General features: G+C 37.4%; 16 protein-coding genes. 1 reads left to right on the forward strand and 15 read right to left on the reverse strand.

The genetic code is table 11. The features are described 5' to 3' along the window. Positions 1 to 53 precede the first annotated feature (53 nt). The 6 genes from FJR06_RS13085 to rfbC all read right to left on the reverse strand — a co-directional run bounded on the left by FJR06_RS13085 (position 54) and on the right by rfbC (position 8,145). A complete protein-coding gene (locus FJR06_RS13085; protein WP_168651579.1) occupies positions 54 to 998 on the reverse strand; it encodes a hypothetical protein in 945 nt (314 codons plus the stop codon). Between the two features lie 112 nt (positions 999 to 1,110). After that, on the reverse strand, positions 1,111 to 1,863 hold the full coding sequence (gene hepC, locus FJR06_RS13090; protein WP_015078011.1) for a heterocyst development glycosyltransferase HepC: 753 nt from the start codon (positions 1,861 to 1,863) through the stop codon (positions 1,111 to 1,113). 567 nt (positions 1,864 to 2,430) lie between these two features. Continuing rightward, entirely contained in the window at positions 2,431 to 4,659 is a 2,229-nt protein-coding gene (locus FJR06_RS13095; RefSeq protein ID WP_168651580.1) for a polysaccharide biosynthesis tyrosine autokinase, read from the reverse strand. A gap of 268 nt (positions 4,660 to 4,927) precedes the next feature. After that, entirely contained in the window at positions 4,928 to 6,025 is a 1,098-nt protein-coding gene (locus FJR06_RS13100; protein ID WP_015078009.1) for a glycosyltransferase, read from the reverse strand. Positions 6,026 to 6,283: 258 nt separating this feature from the next. Beyond that, a complete protein-coding gene (locus FJR06_RS13105; RefSeq protein ID WP_015078008.1) occupies positions 6,284 to 7,597 on the reverse strand; it encodes an NAD(P)H-dependent oxidoreductase in 1,314 nt (437 codons plus the stop codon). Positions 7,598 to 7,599: 2 nt separating this feature from the next. Continuing rightward, on the reverse strand, positions 7,600 to 8,145 hold the full coding sequence (gene rfbC / locus FJR06_RS13110; RefSeq protein ID WP_015078007.1) for a dTDP-4-dehydrorhamnose 3,5-epimerase: 546 nt from the start codon (positions 8,143 to 8,145) through the stop codon (positions 7,600 to 7,602). 90 nt (positions 8,146 to 8,235) lie between these two features. Here rfbC and FJR06_RS24715 point away from each other — a divergent pair, with 90 nt between their 5' ends. Then, positions 8,236 to 8,361, forward strand: coding sequence for a hypothetical protein (locus FJR06_RS24715; protein ID WP_256369501.1), 126 nt, complete (start codon positions 8,236 to 8,238; stop codon positions 8,359 to 8,361). Here FJR06_RS24715 and FJR06_RS13115 read toward each other — a convergent pair. The 9 genes from FJR06_RS13115 to FJR06_RS13155 form a co-directional block, all read right to left on the reverse strand. Next, a complete protein-coding gene (locus FJR06_RS13115) occupies positions 8,350 to 9,186 on the reverse strand; it encodes a hypothetical protein (RefSeq protein WP_015078006.1) in 837 nt (278 codons plus the stop codon). The genes FJR06_RS24715 and FJR06_RS13115 overlap by 12 nt on opposite strands. A gap of 50 nt (positions 9,187 to 9,236) precedes the next feature. Next, positions 9,237 to 10,250, reverse strand: coding sequence for a glycosyltransferase family 2 protein (locus tag FJR06_RS13120; protein WP_168651581.1), 1,014 nt, complete (start codon positions 10,248 to 10,250; stop codon positions 9,237 to 9,239). A gap of 39 nt (positions 10,251 to 10,289) precedes the next feature. After that, positions 10,290 to 11,258 (reverse strand): glycosyltransferase family 2 protein, encoded by a 969-nt coding sequence (locus FJR06_RS13125; RefSeq protein WP_015078004.1) that lies wholly within the window; start codon positions 11,256 to 11,258, stop codon positions 10,290 to 10,292. A gap of 227 nt (positions 11,259 to 11,485) precedes the next feature. Beyond that, positions 11,486 to 12,523 carry an NAD(P)-dependent oxidoreductase gene (locus tag FJR06_RS13130; RefSeq protein WP_015078003.1) on the reverse strand — a complete coding sequence of 346 codons (1,038 nt, stop codon included), beginning with the start codon at positions 12,521 to 12,523 and terminating at the stop codon, positions 11,486 to 11,488. Between the two features lie 134 nt (positions 12,524 to 12,657). Beyond that, positions 12,658 to 13,872, reverse strand: coding sequence for an L-2-hydroxyglutarate oxidase (gene lhgO, locus FJR06_RS13135; protein WP_168651582.1), 1,215 nt, complete (start codon positions 13,870 to 13,872; stop codon positions 12,658 to 12,660). Between the two features lie 27 nt (positions 13,873 to 13,899). After that, positions 13,900 to 14,676: a glucose-1-phosphate cytidylyltransferase gene (gene rfbF, locus FJR06_RS13140; RefSeq protein ID WP_015078001.1), complete on the reverse strand. Its 777-nt coding sequence runs from the start codon at positions 14,674 to 14,676 to the stop codon at positions 13,900 to 13,902. 627 nt (positions 14,677 to 15,303) lie between these two features. Next, positions 15,304 to 17,496 carry a tetratricopeptide repeat protein gene (locus tag FJR06_RS13145; protein WP_168633107.1) on the reverse strand — a complete coding sequence of 731 codons (2,193 nt, stop codon included), beginning with the start codon at positions 17,494 to 17,496 and terminating at the stop codon, positions 15,304 to 15,306. A gap of 129 nt (positions 17,497 to 17,625) precedes the next feature. After that, positions 17,626 to 18,408, reverse strand: a complete 783-nt coding sequence (locus tag FJR06_RS13150; protein WP_015077999.1) for a PP2C family serine/threonine-protein phosphatase — start codon at positions 18,406 to 18,408, stop codon at positions 17,626 to 17,628. Between the two features lie 53 nt (positions 18,409 to 18,461). Further along, the gene (locus FJR06_RS13155) at positions 18,462 to 19,136 is read right to left on the reverse strand and encodes a VWA domain-containing protein (RefSeq protein ID WP_015077998.1); all 675 of its coding nucleotides are present in this window, start codon (positions 19,134 to 19,136) and stop codon (positions 18,462 to 18,464) included. Positions 19,137 to 19,306 lie beyond the last annotated feature (170 nt).

Genomic DNA, 19,306 nt, shown 5'->3' on the forward strand with positions numbered 1-19,306 from the left:
AATAATTTTGATAATTAAGCACAGAAGCATCAATCTCAAGAAAATAAATATGCTTACATAGGAGCGCGACGAATAAAACGACCAAGAGCAGAACCACAGAGAATTTCAAATTTCTGCCATAGTATTTTTGCCATTGAATAAAGTTGAATAGGTGTTTGACTATGTTGCCAATATAATTTATCAGTTATGGTGGGAGAGCTACCTTCTAAAGCACTAAGCAGCAGTTTTTTCCGCCAAGGTTTAATATTTGGAATTGTGGCGTGAGACATGATAGTACCACCAGGAACAAAATCCATACCGTCTGGTCCAACTGTACTTAAAGGATAATTAGTCAACATCAATGCTAAGTTTAAATAAGTCTGGTCTCCATAAAGATATGGGTAATGATGAAAGGTATTATCGTTATAAAGATCGTCTAAATTGGCATATCCTGCCATCTCACCCAATTCTTCTAATTGCTGCCAAAGTTTCAAGATAGATTTGTAATTTTTATGAACTCCAATGAAGCCACTATTGTAGTGATAATCTAACTCACGGTCACAAGTAAAACCATTGTTTTGAGCAAATTCTTTCCATGCTAACCGTTTAGGATGATTTGCCGGAACAAAATACCAAGAATCACCACAAAGAGCAATTCCCCGACTTACCCAATTTTCATAAAAATCCCACTCACATTTATTGACAATATCAGGATCAAAGTAAAATAAGGCATCAATATCTGGACAGTAATTTTCCCATAATTGGGACATAAAATCAGGTTTATAAAAACCTAGATGTTTTGGAGTTGTTAGCTTGACAAATCGGATTGCACAACCTTCACCTAAAGAAAACTCTTGATAACCATTTTCTGTTTTCAAAGACTTAGCCCAAGGTGGCACATTTCCCCGATAACCAGCCCAAATTATGCCTCGAAACCCGTGGTGATATAAGGAATTTACTAAAGCCCCCACACCATAATGATAGTCTTTTTCAAATACGGTACAAATCGCTGTTTGCATGGTAGTTTTTATTTTTTACTTAGGTACATAATTCATAGTTATCAATATGAGAACAGGAAGTATTCATCAATTAGATAAAAGCGCTTAAAAACACAGAGTGAATATATTTATTCTAAACTATAGGCAAATTAACCTTATTCTCTATTTGCCATGCACCGCTGAAGTTATGTTTTTGATTTAACTTTTTGCTCTGGGCTTCTAAGCTTAATTTAACCGCATCTTCTAAAGACAAACAACGATTATTAAGTAGGCAAAATTTTCCTTGAAATAGATTCAATCCATTAGATAAATTATTTAGAAAAAATGTACCTAATACAACAATTAAATTAGTCATTTCATGTTTAGCTGTTGGGCTAAATTTAATAGCTCGAAAAAGTTGTTTATTTTCTCCCACATACCACTCATAATCAAACAACAATTTGGGAGAATATATTTGAATAGTTATCAATCCTCCTAGTATGACTGGACTCATAAACAGCAGCAGAAATAAAGCCCAAGTCCAATCAATGATGATTCGTAAATTCCTGAAAATTTGATTACCTTTTTTTGACGATTTTCGATAAACAGAAATGTTTATAAATATCGGCTTATTAGCTTTTTGACAAGCATTTGCCCAAACTTTTAATAAAGAATCACCAATTTTTGGATCTATGCTCACTAAACTAACTGGAGAATGTTTTAAGCATTCTATTAACGATGCTTCATTTTCTAGTGCAGCTAAATGGGGCTGTGGCAATTTTTCAGAAGCTTTCACCAATAACTTTCCTCTCCGCCATTGCAAGGTACATGATAGGAAGTTAAAATTTTCAGATGACTGAGGTATAATAGAGTTATTATTTAGACTAGAAATGACTGAAATTGGCATAGATTAAAAGTGATAAAGTAGTAAAAGATTGACTTGATCTGTACGATCAGGAAATTAAAATTTTCTCAATCGTAAAAAATACATTAAAGATAAGCAGATTTAACTTTTATGACTAACCAGCGTTCCTCCTTGTAAAATTTGTTTATATTAAAATACATATAGGAATCCGCTTTGATTTCTGAATTTATTTGCTCTTGTCTTTGAAAGTTAGATGATGGGTTTCAATCTCTACAATATAAGACTCTTGATAAATAAATCATCAAGAAACAACTTCTTTATTCACTCTTTAAATAAATATTACTTTTTTCTTCACAATATTAAGATATGGTAAAATGAATTAATGGTAACTAAATAAAATTAACCAACATTTTGTGTTTATAAAACATCTTATAGTTTGCTTATCAGGTAAATAAAAATAACTCTAGAGCGGATTAGTTCCTCAACTTAGATCCCCCACTTCTTAAAGAAGCTGGGGATCTTTAATCTTGTTGTTCAAATGCAAAAACCCCTGTCAAGTGCAGGGGTAAATCTATCGTAGCTGGTTAAATATTGAGCAAATATTCTGGTTTATTCTTCCATTGCCGGTTGTAAAACCAATTGTTTTGGCTTGACATAAGGTACATAGGTGCTATCAGATGGAGATGCACCATTAGCCACAACACCAATCAAATTTAACTTACTCAACATCCTTGTGGCTTGATTAAGTTGGGTACGCGTTACTTTACCAATGCTGGCCATCATTACCACACTTCGACAAGAGGATGCTGTGAGCATAGCATCCACTAAACCAAGCACTGAGGGGGCATCTATGATTACCAAATCATAATTTTCTTCAAATGCAGCCATCAATTGGATCATGCGGGGAGAACTCAAAAGATGGGCAGGATCTGTCGGGATTGGTCCGGCTGTCAAAATATCAATGTAAGATGATCCAGAGTAAGGAACACTAATATGATTAGGCAGATTAACTTCACTTTCTAATAAACTGGAAAGTCCCTGTTCATTAGGAAGATTTAATTGTTTGTGCAGATTAGGATCGCGTAAATTAGCATCAATTAGTAAGACTTTTTTATGTAGACGAGCCGCACTCATGGCTAGACCTAATGCCAAAGCCGATTTACCATCATCTGGTAATGCTGATGTTACCATTAATGATCTTAAATCTGAGACTTTATTCAGCAGTTCGATATTTTTGTAAATGAGATCAAGTGATTCCCAGCGGGGAGAAGATTGTAATACTTGAATTGTCCAAGGAGCCAGAACTTCTGGTTTGCCAAATGGCAATTTGATCATTGATTCTCTGGGTCTGGCAGGTGGCAATTTAGGAGTTGTTCCTAATAAGGGGAGAGCAGCCTGTTTTTCTAATTCCGCAGTAGTATGTACAGCGTCATCAGCGGCTTCACGAATGAAGGCAGCAGCCCCTCCTAACATTAAGCCAATGACTCCTCCTAAGAGGAGATTCTGTCTCATGTTAGGCCCAGTTTGAGAACCTTCTTGTGGTTCTTCTACTACTTCCCAATTGAATCCACCCTTAGAAAGTTCCTGGCGTAATTTTTGTTCGGCTCTTAATAATTGTTCTAATCTTTCTCTGCTAAATTGTAGTTGGGGAAGGATGCGATTGTAATAAGCTAATAGAGAGGGAAAACGCTTGAGGTCTGCTTGTAATTCTTTCTCTTTTGCGGCTAAAGTTTGATCGCGGGCGGTTAATGCAACTATAGTAGTTTGCGTTTCTACCAATTGACCTGTGAGATTCAGATCAATTTGTCCAAGTTGTCCTTGTGCTAAAAGATTATCTCCAGAACTAAAGACAGGATTAGTGCTTTCTCCTAAAGTTCTGCTGACTTCTTTTTGTAAAAGTTGTTTTTGACTTTGTAGTTGTTCGTTCAATTTTTGAACGCCGGGAGTATCATCAGTAAAACGTAAGCGTTCTTGTGCTAAAGCCAGTTCGGTTTTTTGGATTTCGTTGAGTAAGCCTTGGTAGCGGGTAGACTGACTCAAACGAGAAGAAACTAAGGCGTTTTGTGGAGAACGATTCAGTTGTACTTGCAAAGATTTTTGCTTTGCTAAAGCTTCTTCATACAAAGAACGAGTTGCTTGTCGTTCCTGTTGGACAGTATTTAAAGTTGTCTCTACGGTTTTAGCCTGAGCATCTGGATCAATTAGATTTTGATTTCTGCGAAACCTTTGTAGATTTGCTTCGGAAACAGTTACTTCATCTGTCGCTTTTCTTAATTGCTCTCTAATGACTTGGAGACCTTTTTGTAACCGCGAATTTTGCTGTTGTTTGTTGTATTCTAAATAAACTTGCTGAATTGTTTGCAGAACTTTTTGGGTTTTTTCTGGATCGTTACTGGTATAATCAACTTGAAATATTTTAGTGACAACCTTATCCTCTGGACTCTTAATTTGAGTTAAGACTAAGGATTTTTTTAAATCCATTACGGTTAAGTCTGGATATTCAGCTTTGAGTTTATCAACTGCTTTTTTAATCAGTCCAGAACTCTGCATCAAGTTTAATTGAGTAGCAGTATCTACCTCCACATTAGTATCAGTGAATTGACTTTCTGTGTTATCAGTTTCTTTCTTGCCTTGATAGTTAGGTTCTACTAACAATTGCATGGTGCTTTTGAAGCTGGGTTCTGTTTTCAAGGTGATGATGCCAGCAATAGCAGTAGAACTCAGCAATACTAATAATAACCAGGGAAATCTTCGCAGAATTACTGCAAACATTTGTCCATAACCTGGTTCTGTTTCTGATGCTGGATTTATATTGGGATTTAGACTAGTTTGAACCACTTTTATTATCCTTATCTGCGATACACTACGCAAACACCTAAAAATTAAATGAATTAGCGATGCACACCTCTAATACCGCAGGGCAGAATTAAAAATTAAAAAAGCAAATTATATAAGCTTTCTAGGAATTTTTAATGATTAGTTATTTTTGCCATGCTGCACTAGTAGTCTGTCAATCCAAAAATGACGGGTGAAGGGGAGCGGGGGGAGCGGGGGGGTAGGGGAGGTAGGGGAGGGAAAAACAGGAGTTTTTTCCGATCATTACCCGTCAAAATAAATTTGACGAACTACTAGTTTTACCAATAACTTGCTCAACTTTACTAAAGAATGACTGTTCTGAGAAATTGCTAACAGCATGATTACGGATAGTTTCGTAATCCCAAGCTATTCCTCCAGCTTCGAGTATTGCTGCTTGTAAAGAGCATGGTGTTTGTCTTTTGAAAAACACCCCAGTTTTTCCTGGTATTTGAGTATCTAAGACTCCACCTGCTCCATAGGCAATAACTGGTGTACCACTAGCGTTTGCCTCGACTGGAACTAATCCATAATCTTCTAAAGCTGCAACAATAATTGACGTAGCTTTAGAAAATAAGTCTTTACGTTCTCTATCACTAACATGACCAAGAAATTGGATGTTGGGTAATGCGTGGGCTTTTAATCTTTCTTGTTCTGGTCCATCACCTGATATTAATAAGTTCCAGCCTAACCAATTAAAAGCTTCGACTATTATATCAAGACGTTTATAACTTATCATCCGCGCCGATGCCAAGTAATATTCTTCTTTGGTATCGGAAAAAACAAAGTTGCTAGTATCAATTGGATAGTTAATAGCAATGGCTTGTTTGTGATAAATCTTTTGAATTCGCTGGGCAACAATGCTAGAGTTAGCAATGTAGAGATCGGGTTCTTGAGCATATTTCAGGTCTACATTTCTCATCATTTGAAAAACTCTTTCGATGAGAGGAGCAAAGTATCTATAATCTCCGTATTCCCGTAAATATGTTTCTGTGTCCCATAAAAAGCGGGTAACATTATGACAAAAACAAATATGTCTAGCTTCAGGTTTTTTCCGTACTGCTTTGGCAAAACTGGTGCTACTGCTGATAATTAGGTCATAATCTTGGAGATCCAAGGAACGAAATGCAGGAAAATACAAAGGAGCTAACATCCGAAAATATTTGGTTGCACCAGGAATTTTTTGCAAAAATGTGGTATTAATAATTCGTTCACCTAAATCAATACTTTTCTGCGGGTCGTATAATGAGGTGAAAATGTCAGCATCGGGATAGCGTTTACACAGTAATTCAAATACGCGCTCTGCTCCACCGCGTTGAGTTAAGTAATCATGGACGAGAGCTATTTTCATACCGGATTCCCTACGATTTGGTAATTGACAATTGGTTTTAATATTTATTCTCTAGGAATTTAATTTTTCATGTTGCATTACTAGGTTTTATCACTTATTTTGTATCAATTAATTTATCTAGTTTAATATGAGCTTGAATCATGCAAAACCTCACAAGATTATGAAAATAATCTCTGTTATCTATTGTATATATGTGAATTCAGAGGTTAAATGAAAATATCAGGAAACCTCTGAATTATCTTGTTGCTGATTTGAAAATTATTTTGTGAGTGCTAAAGTTTTCGCAGGAGCAAAGTAAACGGTTTGTTCAGCGCGTAATTGATCGCAAAGTCTGCCTTCAGGTAGTTCCACGTCATCATAAGTGAGGACTTGATCTTTAGGAATATCGCGCTTTAAGCGACATCCTTCAGCTAGACCCATGGGGAGTAGGTTTTCTTGTTGCACAATGGGGGAATTTTCACATTGTCCATAGGTCATGTAATAACCAATACCATCAAGGGTTTCTCCGGCTGTGAGATCAATTTTGGCAGTGGTGACGACATCAACAACGGGACCCGCTATTGGTGCAAGCACAGCATCATGGAAGAGGACAGCCCGAGCTACAGAGAGGGGAACTTCAAAATGGCATAGGTGATAGGGGGTGTAGAAACTGTAGAGGGGGCCTTCACCGAGTTTATAAAGGTTGAGGTAATGGCGTTGTTTGGGGTCTTCGTGGGTAGCAAATACGAATACTCCTGGACCGGGTTTAGTGCCAACTACGTAATCAACGATACCGCCTAATTCTTGCAGTTGGTCAATATCATACATTTTGGTCATTTCATCCACATGACCGGTGTAGTCATATCCCAACATCCCCCGCTTGGCTACTTTCATGCCTGTGCCGTTGGCGACTATGGCTTGCTCAAAGGAGATTTTTGTACCATCGGCAAAGCTTGTTACCATGGCGGGATTTTGTCCCCAGCGTTGGGCAAAACCGGCTTGGGTGGTGGGGTTGCGGTAGGGGTCTTGTAAACCTTTGATATTACCGCACAGGAGGGGTTTTAAACCGATGCTTTTGACAAAGCGATACAGGTTCATTTCTACCCCTGGTTGGTCGCCGTCACAGGCACTCAGGACGACTCCAGCCCGGTCTGCATGGACCTTGAGAATGGGACCAATTGTGCCATCTAGTTCGGCATTCATGAGGATGATATGCTTGCCATGAGCGATCGCACACATCACCAAATGAGCCGCATATTCAATTGTTCCCGTCACTTCAATGATTGCATCTATGCCATCTGCTTCACACAAGAGCATAGCATCTTCTGTGATTGCATATTTATTTTGAGCTATGGCATCTTCTAAATCAGCTAAATTAGCAACAATCTTGATATCCTCAATTCCTGCTTCTAAATAAGCTCGTTTAGCGTTATCAATATGCCGATTAGAAATAGCCACCAACTCCATTCCTGGCACAGAATTGATAATTTGATTAGCAATGCCTCGACCCATAAAACCAGCGCCAATCATGGCCACTTTGACTGGTTTACCTAATGCAGCCCGGGCTTGTAAAGCTTTATCAACAATAATCATGATTAAACTCCTATTAAAATAGATTCTAGTAAAGGCCAATTGCGATCTTTATCAGACATTTCTGTAGCACTCAATGGCCAAGAAATTTCTAAAATTGGATCGTCATAACGTAAACCTCTTTCATATCCAGGAGTGTAAAATTCACCTACTTGATAGACAACTTCTGCACCATCGGTTAAAGCTTGATAACCATGAGCAAACATTTCTGGAACATAAAGAGCGCGACGATTTTCTGCACTCAGTTCTACACCAATATGCGCTAGATAAGTGGGAGATTCAGGACGCATATCCACAATCACATCATAAATAGCTCCTTGAGTGCAGCGAATTAATTTGGTTTCCGCTGCGGGAAGAGTTTGATAGTGCATTCCTCGCAATGTGCCTTTTTTATGATTAAAAGAAAGATTACATTGGGCAACTGTTGGTTTTAATCCATGAGCAATAAATTCATCAGCGCAAAAAGTCCGAGCAAAAAAACCACGAGAATCAGGCTTTTCTTCTAAGTCAATAATGAAAGCACCAGCAAGTTTAGTAGAGGTAAAAATCATGGTTATTTAGGAAAGTTTTATTGAGCATAACAGAATCGTAGGGGCGTTCGCGTAGCGTGCCGTAGGCATCAGCATTCGGACATAAAATTAATGGTTTTGGCGATAGATTATCACCCGAATGCTTCGCCCTTACTAATGGTTTTGGCGATAGATTATCACCCGAATGCTTCGCCCTTACAAGATTTCAATTCTTGCATTTTAGGTTTATACCTTTAATCCTAATTGGGGATTTATTTTGGGAAAGGTATCATCATGATATTGTGTACAAAGTTCAGGTCGTTTAGGAGAGTTAGCTGTGTATGTAAAAAATAGTGTTGACCGCTCTTGGTTTCTCACAGTCCCATGATGGAAAATATTTCTCACATCTGCAAAAATCACAGTTCCAGCTTTACCAGGACATGATTTCCAAGCTGATTTAGGAATAACTTTCATCATTTTATCATCGTTAATTCCCAAAAAATTAACACGCCATAATTCATAATCAACTTGATAATTTTTAACCTGATCTAAAGCATTAGTCGGTAGGGGAATGTATTCAAATGGTCCATGTTCTTCAGTCACATCATTTAGATAGATAATGACTTTAATCATGCGTCTATCTTCAGAATCTTTATGCCATAGTAAAGTTTCCAGTTGTTTTTTATTAGGAAAGTCTTTCCGCACATGAACACCATGAAAAGCGATAGGTAAACCTATATAATGTTCAATGATGTTTTGTAATCGGGTTTCAATTCCCCAATTAAAGAATTCTGGTAAATCTGTAACCGTATAAATTTGCGGTAACTTATATCCTGCATGGATATCTCTGGGATTTACCATACTATCTGCACAAGTATTAGCAGTAGCTAACATTGTAGCTGTAGATAAAAAACCTAAATTTTCCAAAGATGTGATATAAACACCTGATGTTTTTAGGGTATCAACAATCAATTGATCTTTTGCACTAATAGCAGGTAAATTTTTACCATGATGCCAAAGTGATACTCGATAAGCTAACTCATCTTTTAAGACTGAGATTTTTTCTGCAACTTTATTAATCACAATCCAAATACCTCCCAATCAAAACTTATTTTGTCCAAACAATTGCTGATTTATCCCTTATAGTTTCTGACTTCTGAAGTCGTTGTTCTGTCCATTTCTGTTTCTGCTACTTTAAATTCTCTCATTGGTATTAATTCCAATACGGCCACACTAGCTAAACCTAAAAAAGGAATTACTGTCTTAATAGCCGATACAGGCCATCTTCTCATCGCTCCTAAAAAAACTTTCAAGTCTACTTCATGGTAGTTTTGTAAAAGCATCCGACAACAATATGCTTTAGAATAACCAACTTGCTCAAGTTTTAAAATCACTTCAGGTATATGTTGGTATTGCATTAAAAGTGCAGCCTTTGGTTGTTTTTGCCAATAACTCACACCAACAATACATTCTAAATAGACATCTTTAGTGACAATTACTTTGCCATTAGCAGCACAATAACCAGCTAAATATGCTAAAGATATCCAATTATTACTAGCAGTTGGCCAAATTTGGAGAGCGCGTTTAATTAAATCAGCACGATATACTGTAGCAGTTAGAAAAATTACTGCTCCTACACTTTTAGTAAAACAATGTTCAAATATTGCTTTACCATCACCTTTACCATCTTCAGTATCGGCATCAAACCAGCGATTACCAACTATTTTTGGTGGATGTACTGCTTCACCAGTAATTTGATTTCGACCAGAAAAATTCAAAAACAATAATGATAAATTATCAATATTTTTAATTTTATCCATCACATAAGCGACTGCTCTTTCTTGAATGGGATCATCATCACCAATTGTCCAAACATACTTGGTTGTGGCAGAACTTAGGCAATGAAAAATATTTCGCATTACGCCTATGTTTTCAGGATTTTTATTTGATTTGAATGTGATATCTTGGAGAAGATTCTCCCATTTATTAATGATAGATTGAGTATGATCCGTAGAACAGTTATCAGAAACTAAAATTTCACATTCTGTTTCAAATCCTTTAATAGCCTGAGATAACCAAGTTAATTGTTTATCTAGTAAATCGGCTCGATTGTAAGTAGGAATAGCAATAGTTAGGAGTTTGTTCATGGTTTTTGATGGTTAATAGAGAAGGATTTTATCTTCTATTTAATTACTGAGATGTGAAATATTGATTGATGATTTTTGCTGATTAAAATTCAATTGATATATAAATTTACCTACCAATTGCAAGTAAGTAATTATAATATTTGTGGCTAGAACTGGCCATCTTCTTAAAGCACCAAATAATATTTTCCAATCACTTAATTTGAAAATATTTTCTAGAATCATGCGTTGACAAAATTTAGCAGAATATCCTAAACTTAATAATTTCAGATAAATTTCTGGGATGTAGACATATCGCATCATTAATGACCAGCGAGGATTTTCTTCTAAGGAACTAGCGTGCATTGTGCATTCCAAATAATTATCTTGAGTGACAATTACATTTCCATGAGCCGCACAAAATCCAGTCCAATATGCTTGGGATGCCAAATTTTTACAAGAAGTAGTCCACTGTTGTAAAGCTTGCTGAACTAGTTCAGTTTTATAAATGGTAGCCGTCATGAACAGTACCCCACCAAAACTATTCTGTAAATACTGTTCAAATACAGGTTTACTATTAGTAATTATTTCATCACTATCACTAGGAAACCAGTGTTTTACCAAAACTTGATTTGTTTTGTGATCACGTCCACAACAGTTAAGAAACATCAGTGATAAACTGGGATTTCTTTTAATTGTAGTTACGACATGAGCTAGGGTTCTTTCCTGAATTGGATCATCATCACCCACAGTCCAAACATATTTACTACCAGCAGCTTGAAGACAAAAAGCAATATTAGGCATTAACCCTATATTTTCCCGATTTCTATTCGCTATAAATACAGTATTACTAAAAACAGATTGCCATTTTTTGACAACGCCTGGTGTATTATCTGTTGAGCAATTATCAGAAATAATAATTTCACATTCCGACTCAAAACCTTTAATTGCTATTGCTAACCAAGCCAGTTGTTTATCTAGCAATGCAGCACGATTGTATGTAGGAATAGCAATAGTTAGTAACTTTTGCATTATCTGGTAATCCTGGTATGAGGATATTACTTGGTATAAATCTAAGAGAAGTGTTTAAATCGAATATCTTAAATTGAGAAAATTCGATTTAATCCACTTTGATGCAATAATGTTCGGTTAAGAAAATGTAGGTTGGGTTGACGTATGTTACCCAAAACCCAACAAAATTATTAATCATGTTGGGTTTTGCTGTCACTCAAACCAACCTACGATATTTTCGGAATAAATTAATAATTCTCTTGCTTATTCCAGAAGAAATCTTTGTCAATTTGTTCTGTGCGAATTAGATACTCTAATTGTTTGAGGCGGGTGAAACCTCTAGACAAGAAAGTATCTTCATTCATATCAATTTGCTTGAACAAACTAAATAATTGTCCAGCCCCAAGTTGAGCATTCCAATCACACTTGAATCCGGGAAGAATAGTGTTAATCTTTTCAAAAGATACTCGATAGCTGCGATTATCTGAACCGTTAGTACCAAAAGATAATTGACAACCGGGAAAGACATCAGCAACGATTTCTGCTATTTCTTTAACTCGATAATTATTCGCTGTATCACCAACGTTAAAGATTTGATTGTGAATAATATCTCTGGGTGCTTCCAAAGCACAAACAATGGCTTTACAAATATCTAAAGCGTGAACTAATGGCCGCCACGGTGTACCGTCACTGGTCATTTTAATTTCTTTGGTAGTCCAAGCCAAGCCAGCCAAGTTGTTTAAAACAATATCAAATCGCATTCTGGGAGAAGCACCAAAAGCAGTAGCATTCCGCATGAAAGTAGGAGAGAAATCATCATCAGCTAATGGTTGAACATCTCTTTCTACTAATGTTTTACATTCGGCGTAAGCTGTTTGGGGATTAACTGGTGATGATTCTGTAATATCACCTTCACTAGCCACACCATAAACACTACAAGAAGACATATAAACAAAGCGACGGACACCTACTGCTTTTGCCAAATTAGCAAGACGAACTGAACCTAAATGATTAATATCATAAGTAATAGTAGGAGATAATTGTCCAGTCGGATCATTAGATAATTCCGCCATATGAACAATAGCTTCCACCCCTTCTAAATCTTCAGGACTGATATCACGAATATCTTTATTGAGAGTTTTAGCTGTTAAGTGAGTGCCGTTATATAGCCAACCAACTTTATAAAATCCAGTATCAACACCAAGAACTTCATGTCCTCTTTTCATTAATAAAGAAGGCAATAAAGAACCAAGATAACCTTCTGTTCCAGTTACTAAAATCTTCATGATTGTTAAAACTTTTGATGTGTAAAATTAAGTTGTTTGTTGAAAAGTCCGCAAATAAAATTCTCTTGTCTTCCTCTTGAGTGCCTCTGCGCCTCTGCGTGTTAGCGAAGCCCGATAAAAAAATGTAGTTCATTCTACAAAGATGCTAAACTGTGCAAATGAGTAGGTTCTGGTATTTGCTTAACTATAGCTTTACCAATTTCCAAAGAAGAAGTTGCAGCGGGTGAAGGTGCATTGCAAACATGAATAGAGTTCTCACCTGCAATGATTAAAAAGTCATCAACAAGCGCACCATTATTCATTAATGCTTGAGCGCGAACTCCTGCATGAGTAGGAATTACATCTTCTGCTTGAACTTCGGGAATTAGTGTTTGCAGACTTTTGACAAATGCTGCTTTACTAAAGGAACGAATGATTTCTTGAATCCCTTCGTCAGCGTGTTTTGCTGCTAATTTCCAAAAGCCGGGATAAGTGATAACTTCGGCAAAATCTCTAAAATCAAAGTCGGTTTTTTTGTAACCTTCACGTTTGAGACTGAGAACTGCATTTGGTCCTGCGTGAACTGTGTTATCAATCATCCGGGTGAAATGCACGCCGAGAAAGGGGAAATCTGGGTTAGGAACTGGATAAATGAGAGTTTTGACCAGATAGCGTTTTTCGGGGGTAAGTTCGTAATATTCGCCGCGAAAGGGAACGATCTTAGCTTCAGGATTAGCTTTACCTAATTTTGCAATGCGATCGCTATGCAATCCGGCACAATTGATCACAAATCGAGTTTCAAAACTGCCCTTGTTAGTTTCTAATACCTGATTTTTGCCACTGCGGGTAATTTTCACAACTTGGGTATTGAGACGTAAATCTCCCCCTTGATTGCGAATTAATTCGGCGTATTTTAAACAAACTTGTTTGTAATTAACAATCCCTGTATTAAATACCCGAATTCCACCTACACAACTAACATGAGGTTCAACTTCTTTGACTTCTTGAGGACTAATTCTTTTAACAGGAATACCGTTTTCTAAACCGCGGGTGTAGAGATTTTCTAAGCGGGGTAATTCTTGTTCATTAGTGGCAACAATTACCTTGCCACAAACATCATGATCAATATCATACTTTTGGCAAAATTCTACCATGGAACGGCTGCCATCCCGGGAGAATTTCGCCTTAAAACTTCCTGGTTTATAGTAAATCCCCGAATGAATTACACCGCTATTATTACCAGTTTGATGAAATGCCCATTCACTCTCTTTTTCTAAGACTAGTATTTTGGCATTTGCATAACGTTCTCCTAAAGCCATGGCTGTGGAAAGTCCAACTATTCCCCCACCAATAATCGCAAAATCATACATTAGTAATTTTTCCTAAATCCAAAATTTCTATTCCCAAACTTGCCAAGGAGCTTTACCACTTTTCCAAAGGTCTTCAAGATAGTTTTTATCTCTTAATGTGTCCATGGGTTGCCAAAAACCATCATGTTTGTAAGCCGCTAACTGTTCTAAATTAGCTAACTTTTCTAATGGTTCTTTCTCCCACACAGTTGAAGTATCAGCAATAAAATCAATTACTTGTGGTTCTAGAACAAAATAGCCCCCATTAATCCAAGCACCATCACCTTCAGGTTTTTCTTGAAAACTGGTAATTTTAGTTTGTTCTTGTCCTAAAGAAATTGCGCCAAATCTTCCTGCTGGTTGCACTGCGCTGAGTGTTGCTAATGTCTTTTGTTCTTGATGGAATTTAATTAATTCTGTAATATTGATATTACTGACACCATCACCATAGGTAAAGCAAAAGGTTTCATTCCCAATATGTTCACGAACTTGCTTTAACCGCCCACCGGTCATTGTATTATCACCTGTATTTACTAAGGTGACGCGCCAAGGTTCAGCATATCCAGAATGGACATTCATTTGATTAAATCGCATATCAAATGTCACATCTGACATATGTAAAAAATAGTTAGCAAAGTATTCTTTAATAACGTACCCTTTGTAACCGCAACAAATAATGAAATCATTAATACCGTGAGCTGAGTAAGTCTTCATTATGTGCCAGAGAATTGGCTTACCACCAACTTCAACCATGGGTTTGGGTCTGATACTGGTTTCTTCACTTAACCTTGTACCCAGACCTCCTGCTAAAATCACTGCTTTCATGTAGTTACCTCAAAAATTTGCAGGTGGGTGATAATTTCAACTAATGGAAATGAAGAGAATGCACAATGATGGCAGAGAACTTGAATGCTTTTTTCTTTCTCTTTATTGGGTAGATAAACATAATTTAACTATTATTTTCTAGAAAATTATAAAGAATAAGTAAATTAAGATATTTTATCTGTAAAATATTTGTAGGAGGAGTCACCGAGTCAGGAGTTCAGGAGTCACCGAGTCAGGAGTTCAGGAGTCACCGAGTCAGGAGTCAGGAGTCAGAATAAGAAAGAAGAAGAAAGAAAGAAAGAAGAAGAAAGAAGAAGAAATAAAAGTCTTTTGGTGGTGGTCTTTTTTCGTAAATTTTGTACCTAATTCAATCCACATACTGCGATAGTAATTTTAATCACAAAAACAAAAACCCCCGATTTCTTGATGAAGTCAGAGGTAGCATTTTAACTGTTATTTTTACCGATTATTGACATTTTAGATGATTTTAATTTCTTCCTTATTCTTCCTTCTTATTTTTTCTTCTTCCTTATTCTTCCTTATTCTTCCTTATTCTTCCTTCTTATTTTTTCTTCTCCTGACTCCTGACTCCTGACTCCTGACTCCTGACTCCTGACTCCTTCTATATCAATTACTTTGTCCAAGTAGGGTTGAGTTAGATAATAAACCGTCACATTTATTAGCGACAACAATACAAATGCTACTGAGGGACTGTTGATAATTATCCATATCATTTTCTTCTAAAGAAACTTTAGCGGCTGCTTCTAAATCCGCAACTGCTTGAACATGATTTTTATCAGCTATACCTTCTCCATATTGTGCTAGTTCATAGTAGGCCATACCACGTTTTAGATAAATTTTAGCCAACCGGGAATTGAGTTTAATTGCTTCAGTAAAATCGGCGATCGCTTGTTTATATTCTGCTGCATAATTAGTGCTATATTGAGCCATTTGATAGCGAACCGAACCCCGTTGAAAGTAAGCATCTACTTTTGATGAATTGAGTTTAATGGCTTCAGTAAAATCGGCAATTGATTTTTCGTATTCCTGAAAAGAATTATTGATGTATTTATTGATTTCAAATCGCACAACACCCCTTCTGATATAAGCCTCAGCATCATTTTTATTTATATTGATGGCAGCATTAAAATCCGCGATTGCTTGTTTATATTCTCTGTTAGGGTCACTACTATAGTTAGCAAGCATATAATAAGCATTGCCGCGATTTACATAAGCTTTAACTTCTTGAGGATCTAACTTCAAAGCTTGGTTATAATTAGCTAATGCAGCTTCATAATTATTTAAATTGTACTGAGAATTAGCCAAATCTATATAGCTTTTGGCAGACTGGGGATTCTTTTTAATAGCTTGGGTAAAGTTGACCACTGCCTGTTCATAGTCTTGCCGTTGATAAGCAGTATGACCACGCTGATAATAATCCGTAAAAGAAAGCTTTGGTAAATCAGGAGTTTGATTAGCAGCACGAGACATCAAACTTTGTTGAGTATAAGGATTTTGGGAAACAAAAGGACGGGTAAATTTAATCATTACGTCCAAATAACCCAAAAGACCCAATCCCATCACCCCAACAATGAAACCGTATATCTTGGGGTTTAACTTTTTCCGAGACGGAACATGATAAAACTGCTGGTTTATGGGTTGCCAATGATAGACCGGATAATTTGATTTTAATGGCTGAGTAATCCGTGGAGTCGGAACATAGCGACGTTTAGACTGAGGTTTTTGGCGTGGTTGCAGATGTTGTTTAGAAGCGATCGCTACGAGTGACGGAAACGGATCTCTTCCACCTAATCGTCTAGTCCTCTCACACCAAGGACATTTATCTAAATGATTATGATAAAGATGCTGAGGATTAGCCGCACAAGTCAGCAAACTTTCCTCCACTGCCGCTAATGCCGATAACCAAGTTTGAGCATTAGGACGTAACCGGGGATTGTCATGACCATCTTCAAAACAACGCACAAATAAATCCTGTAAGCTGGGATGAAGCAGATCCCAACCAGGGGAAATCGGAGTAGGCAAATAGGGGACTTGTTTCTTTTGACTATAGGTAAAATGCCCAGAAAGTATCCTCCCCTGGTAGGTTGGAGGTTCTATCCCACCTTGAAATATCCCAGAAAATGGGTGAGTTCCTTCCATTAACAATTGGAAAATCAGTACAGCCAACCCAAATAAATCATGATAATTTTCGCGGTCATAATCAGCAAAAGTTTTATTCTGTAATTCTGGCGGAGTATACTCAGCCTTACCCACAGAACAACGATAGACCAGATTTTCTAATGGTTCGGTCACTTGGAACGAATCTGTATCTACCAATGTCACCAATGCCGTATCACTAACCAGAATATTTGACTCATTCACATCACCAATACAGTATCCGCTGGCGTGCAAAGCCGCAAAAGCTGAGGCTAGGTTACGGGCAGTCCGCAATAAATACTGATAAGAGAACAATGGGCAATGTTGTCGGCGAATCCCCGGATTATAAAAATCCATAATTGGCCGCATTCCCCGAATCCGGGGCATAATAAAGCCCACAATCTTACCGCTACTATCTGCTGCTTGCAACAACTCCTGTGGCCAAGCAATGGCAATATGCCCTAAATTGTCCGTCGGATTAACAGGAGGATTAGCCAGCATTGCCCGCAGTTTTTGGGCATAGGAGATAGTTGGTTTGTGATAGATTTTCGCCACTAGATTGTCATCCAATGGCACTGCATAGATACAAGCTTCACCACCATGTCCCACACTGACAGAGAGGTTGAGAATTTCCGGGTTGGGAAAAGGACGTAGTACCTGCATGGCAGAATTAAGGTTATGTGAAGTAATTGGAATCAGTCAAAAGTTCAGCAACTCAAGAGGATGGCTTTAGCTGGTGTGAGGACGCAGGAGTTATCCACCAACCTGCAAATAATTCCTGATTACCATAACTCATGAGTTAATAAATGCAGCTAGAACTAAAGTCAAATCATCATCAGTCCGCTGAGTAATCTTATCAGAGCTTAAAAATCTCATTAAATGTTCTTTTGCTAATATTCTATCTTCAGCGTTAGCTACAAACTCGAATAAAGGTAAAAAGAAAGGTTTATGAGGTTCACCAACAATCATATTTAAAGCTAACATCTGTAACCCATCGGTAAGCACACCAACATTAACTATCTCTTCCCGCCATATTTTCAGTTGTGCTGTCTCTAAGGCATCGGGAGATGTTAAAAAGGTCGTTTGATTGATATATTCACCGTTGCTGGGGATGGTTAAGGCTATCAGATTACCCATACTATTTTTAGCTACAGCTAAACCATCACCAACCTGCCCCACAGCCACAATTTCTGGTGTAGCAATCATGACAATTAAGGTAGTTGCTAAATCATGAGGTTGATTGTGACAAATATCCGCCTCAATTTCTATGGCTTTGCGGGCTGCTAACATAGCATCAGTTAGCAAATAACCCAAAAAATCATTATTAGCCAGGGTATTACTGGTAATCTCTTGGCGAGAAAGATGCTCTATTGCCGTTTCTACAGCAATCATTGATCCCACCTTTCCTAGTTTAGCAGAACCCGCACCATCGGCTGCTGCTATTACCAACACATTATTGGCTAATAGTTGCCAATGGTGAGCATCCTGACAAAGTTGCTGGTTTTTTGAGTGACTAGTTCCACATACAGATGCAGCTACTATGCGCCATTGAGAAATCTGTTTTGATGTATTCATATAATTTGTTTTCCACAGCTAGTTCAGTTTAAACAACAAGCTGTAATTTTCATCTAAACAGATCCCCACCCAATTGGTGGTAGTGCTACCTGTTCATCTACTTGAGAATGGGATACCGCTGACATACTTGCGGACAACCATACAAACATCTCAATAAAATTTAATCCTTTCAGCTTGAGTGGACTCCGCACAGCGATTTGACTTAATCTGCTCATGTTCGCATTGTCTACGCCCACAGTAAAGAAGGCCACCCGCTTATTAGATTCATCTCCTTGCAGTCTTTGGGATGCTTGTTCGACAACATGATCTAGTTCACCTTGGGGTTCACCATCGGTAATCATAAACACCCAGGGACGGTAGTAAGCAATACCATTAGTTCGATATTGGGATTTACGCTCTTGAATAATATCTAATGCTTTATGAATTGCTGAACCCATGATGGTTAAACCCTGGGCTGTGAGAATTGGCGGATTAAATTGATCAGCAGTTACAAAGTCCTGCACGACATTTACACTACTATCAAAGGTGATAATTGCCACTTCCACTCTTCTGGATGCTAGAGAATTTTTTACCAGTTCATCCTTTAAACTCAACAAACCTTGATTTAAAGCTTCGATTCGTTCCCCCTGCATTGAGCCGGAGGTATCTAGCAATAGCACGCATGGGCAACGGGGTTCGGGATTTTCCGCAAATTCTACAACTTCGTCAAGATTAAACGTATCAATCATAACTTTTTGTGTTATGTTATAATCCAAAGTCTTATTTTCCTTTTACTCAAAGTATATAGTTTCTAGCGCTAGCATGACTAAAATTATGGTATTTTGTCGAAAATACTTGAGTTTTTCAGTAAAGATATTGATTTGCGGTAAATTTGCCAAATATCTCTCCAACTCCTCAT

This window comes from Dolichospermum sp. UHCC 0352, from assembly GCF_009711925.1.
GTDB classification, from domain to species: Bacteria; Cyanobacteriota; Cyanobacteriia; order Cyanobacteriales; family Nostocaceae; genus Dolichospermum; species Dolichospermum lemmermannii.

Bases quoted from the DNA above. Each gene is read 5' to 3' on its own strand.
- FJR06_RS13085 (WP_168651579.1), bottom strand. From the start codon at position 998: ATGCAAACAGCGATTTGTACCGTATTTGAAAAAGACTATCATTATGGT.
- hepC (WP_015078011.1), bottom strand. From the start codon at position 1,863: ATGCCAATTTCAGTCATTTCTAGTCTAAATAATAACTCTATTATACCT.
- FJR06_RS13100 (WP_015078009.1), bottom strand. From the start codon at position 6,025: ATGAAAATAGCTCTCGTCCATGATTACTTAACTCAACGCGGTGGAGCA.
- FJR06_RS13105 (WP_015078008.1), bottom strand. From the start codon at position 7,597: ATGATTATTGTTGATAAAGCTTTACAAGCCCGGGCTGCATTAGGTAAA.
- rfbC (WP_015078007.1), bottom strand. From the start codon at position 8,145: ATGATTTTTACCTCTACTAAACTTGCTGGTGCTTTCATTATTGACTTA.
- FJR06_RS24715 (WP_256369501.1), top strand. From the start codon at position 8,236: ATGGTTTTGGCGATAGATTATCACCCGAATGCTTCGCCCTTACTAATG.
- FJR06_RS13120 (WP_168651581.1), bottom strand. From the start codon at position 10,250: ATGAACAAACTCCTAACTATTGCTATTCCTACTTACAATCGAGCCGAT.
- FJR06_RS13125 (WP_015078004.1), bottom strand. From the start codon at position 11,258: ATGCAAAAGTTACTAACTATTGCTATTCCTACATACAATCGTGCTGCA.
- FJR06_RS13130 (WP_015078003.1), bottom strand. From the start codon at position 12,523: ATGAAGATTTTAGTAACTGGAACAGAAGGTTATCTTGGTTCTTTATTG.
- lhgO (WP_168651582.1), bottom strand. From the start codon at position 13,872: ATGTATGATTTTGCGATTATTGGTGGGGGAATAGTTGGACTTTCCACA.
- rfbF (WP_015078001.1), bottom strand. From the start codon at position 14,676: ATGAAAGCAGTGATTTTAGCAGGAGGTCTGGGTACAAGGTTAAGTGAA.
- FJR06_RS13145 (WP_168633107.1), bottom strand. From the start codon at position 17,496: ATGCAGGTACTACGTCCTTTTCCCAACCCGGAAATTCTCAACCTCTCT.
- FJR06_RS13150 (WP_015077999.1), bottom strand. From the start codon at position 18,408: ATGAATACATCAAAACAGATTTCTCAATGGCGCATAGTAGCTGCATCT.
- FJR06_RS13155 (WP_015077998.1), bottom strand. From the start codon at position 19,136: ATGATTGATACGTTTAATCTTGACGAAGTTGTAGAATTTGCGGAAAAT.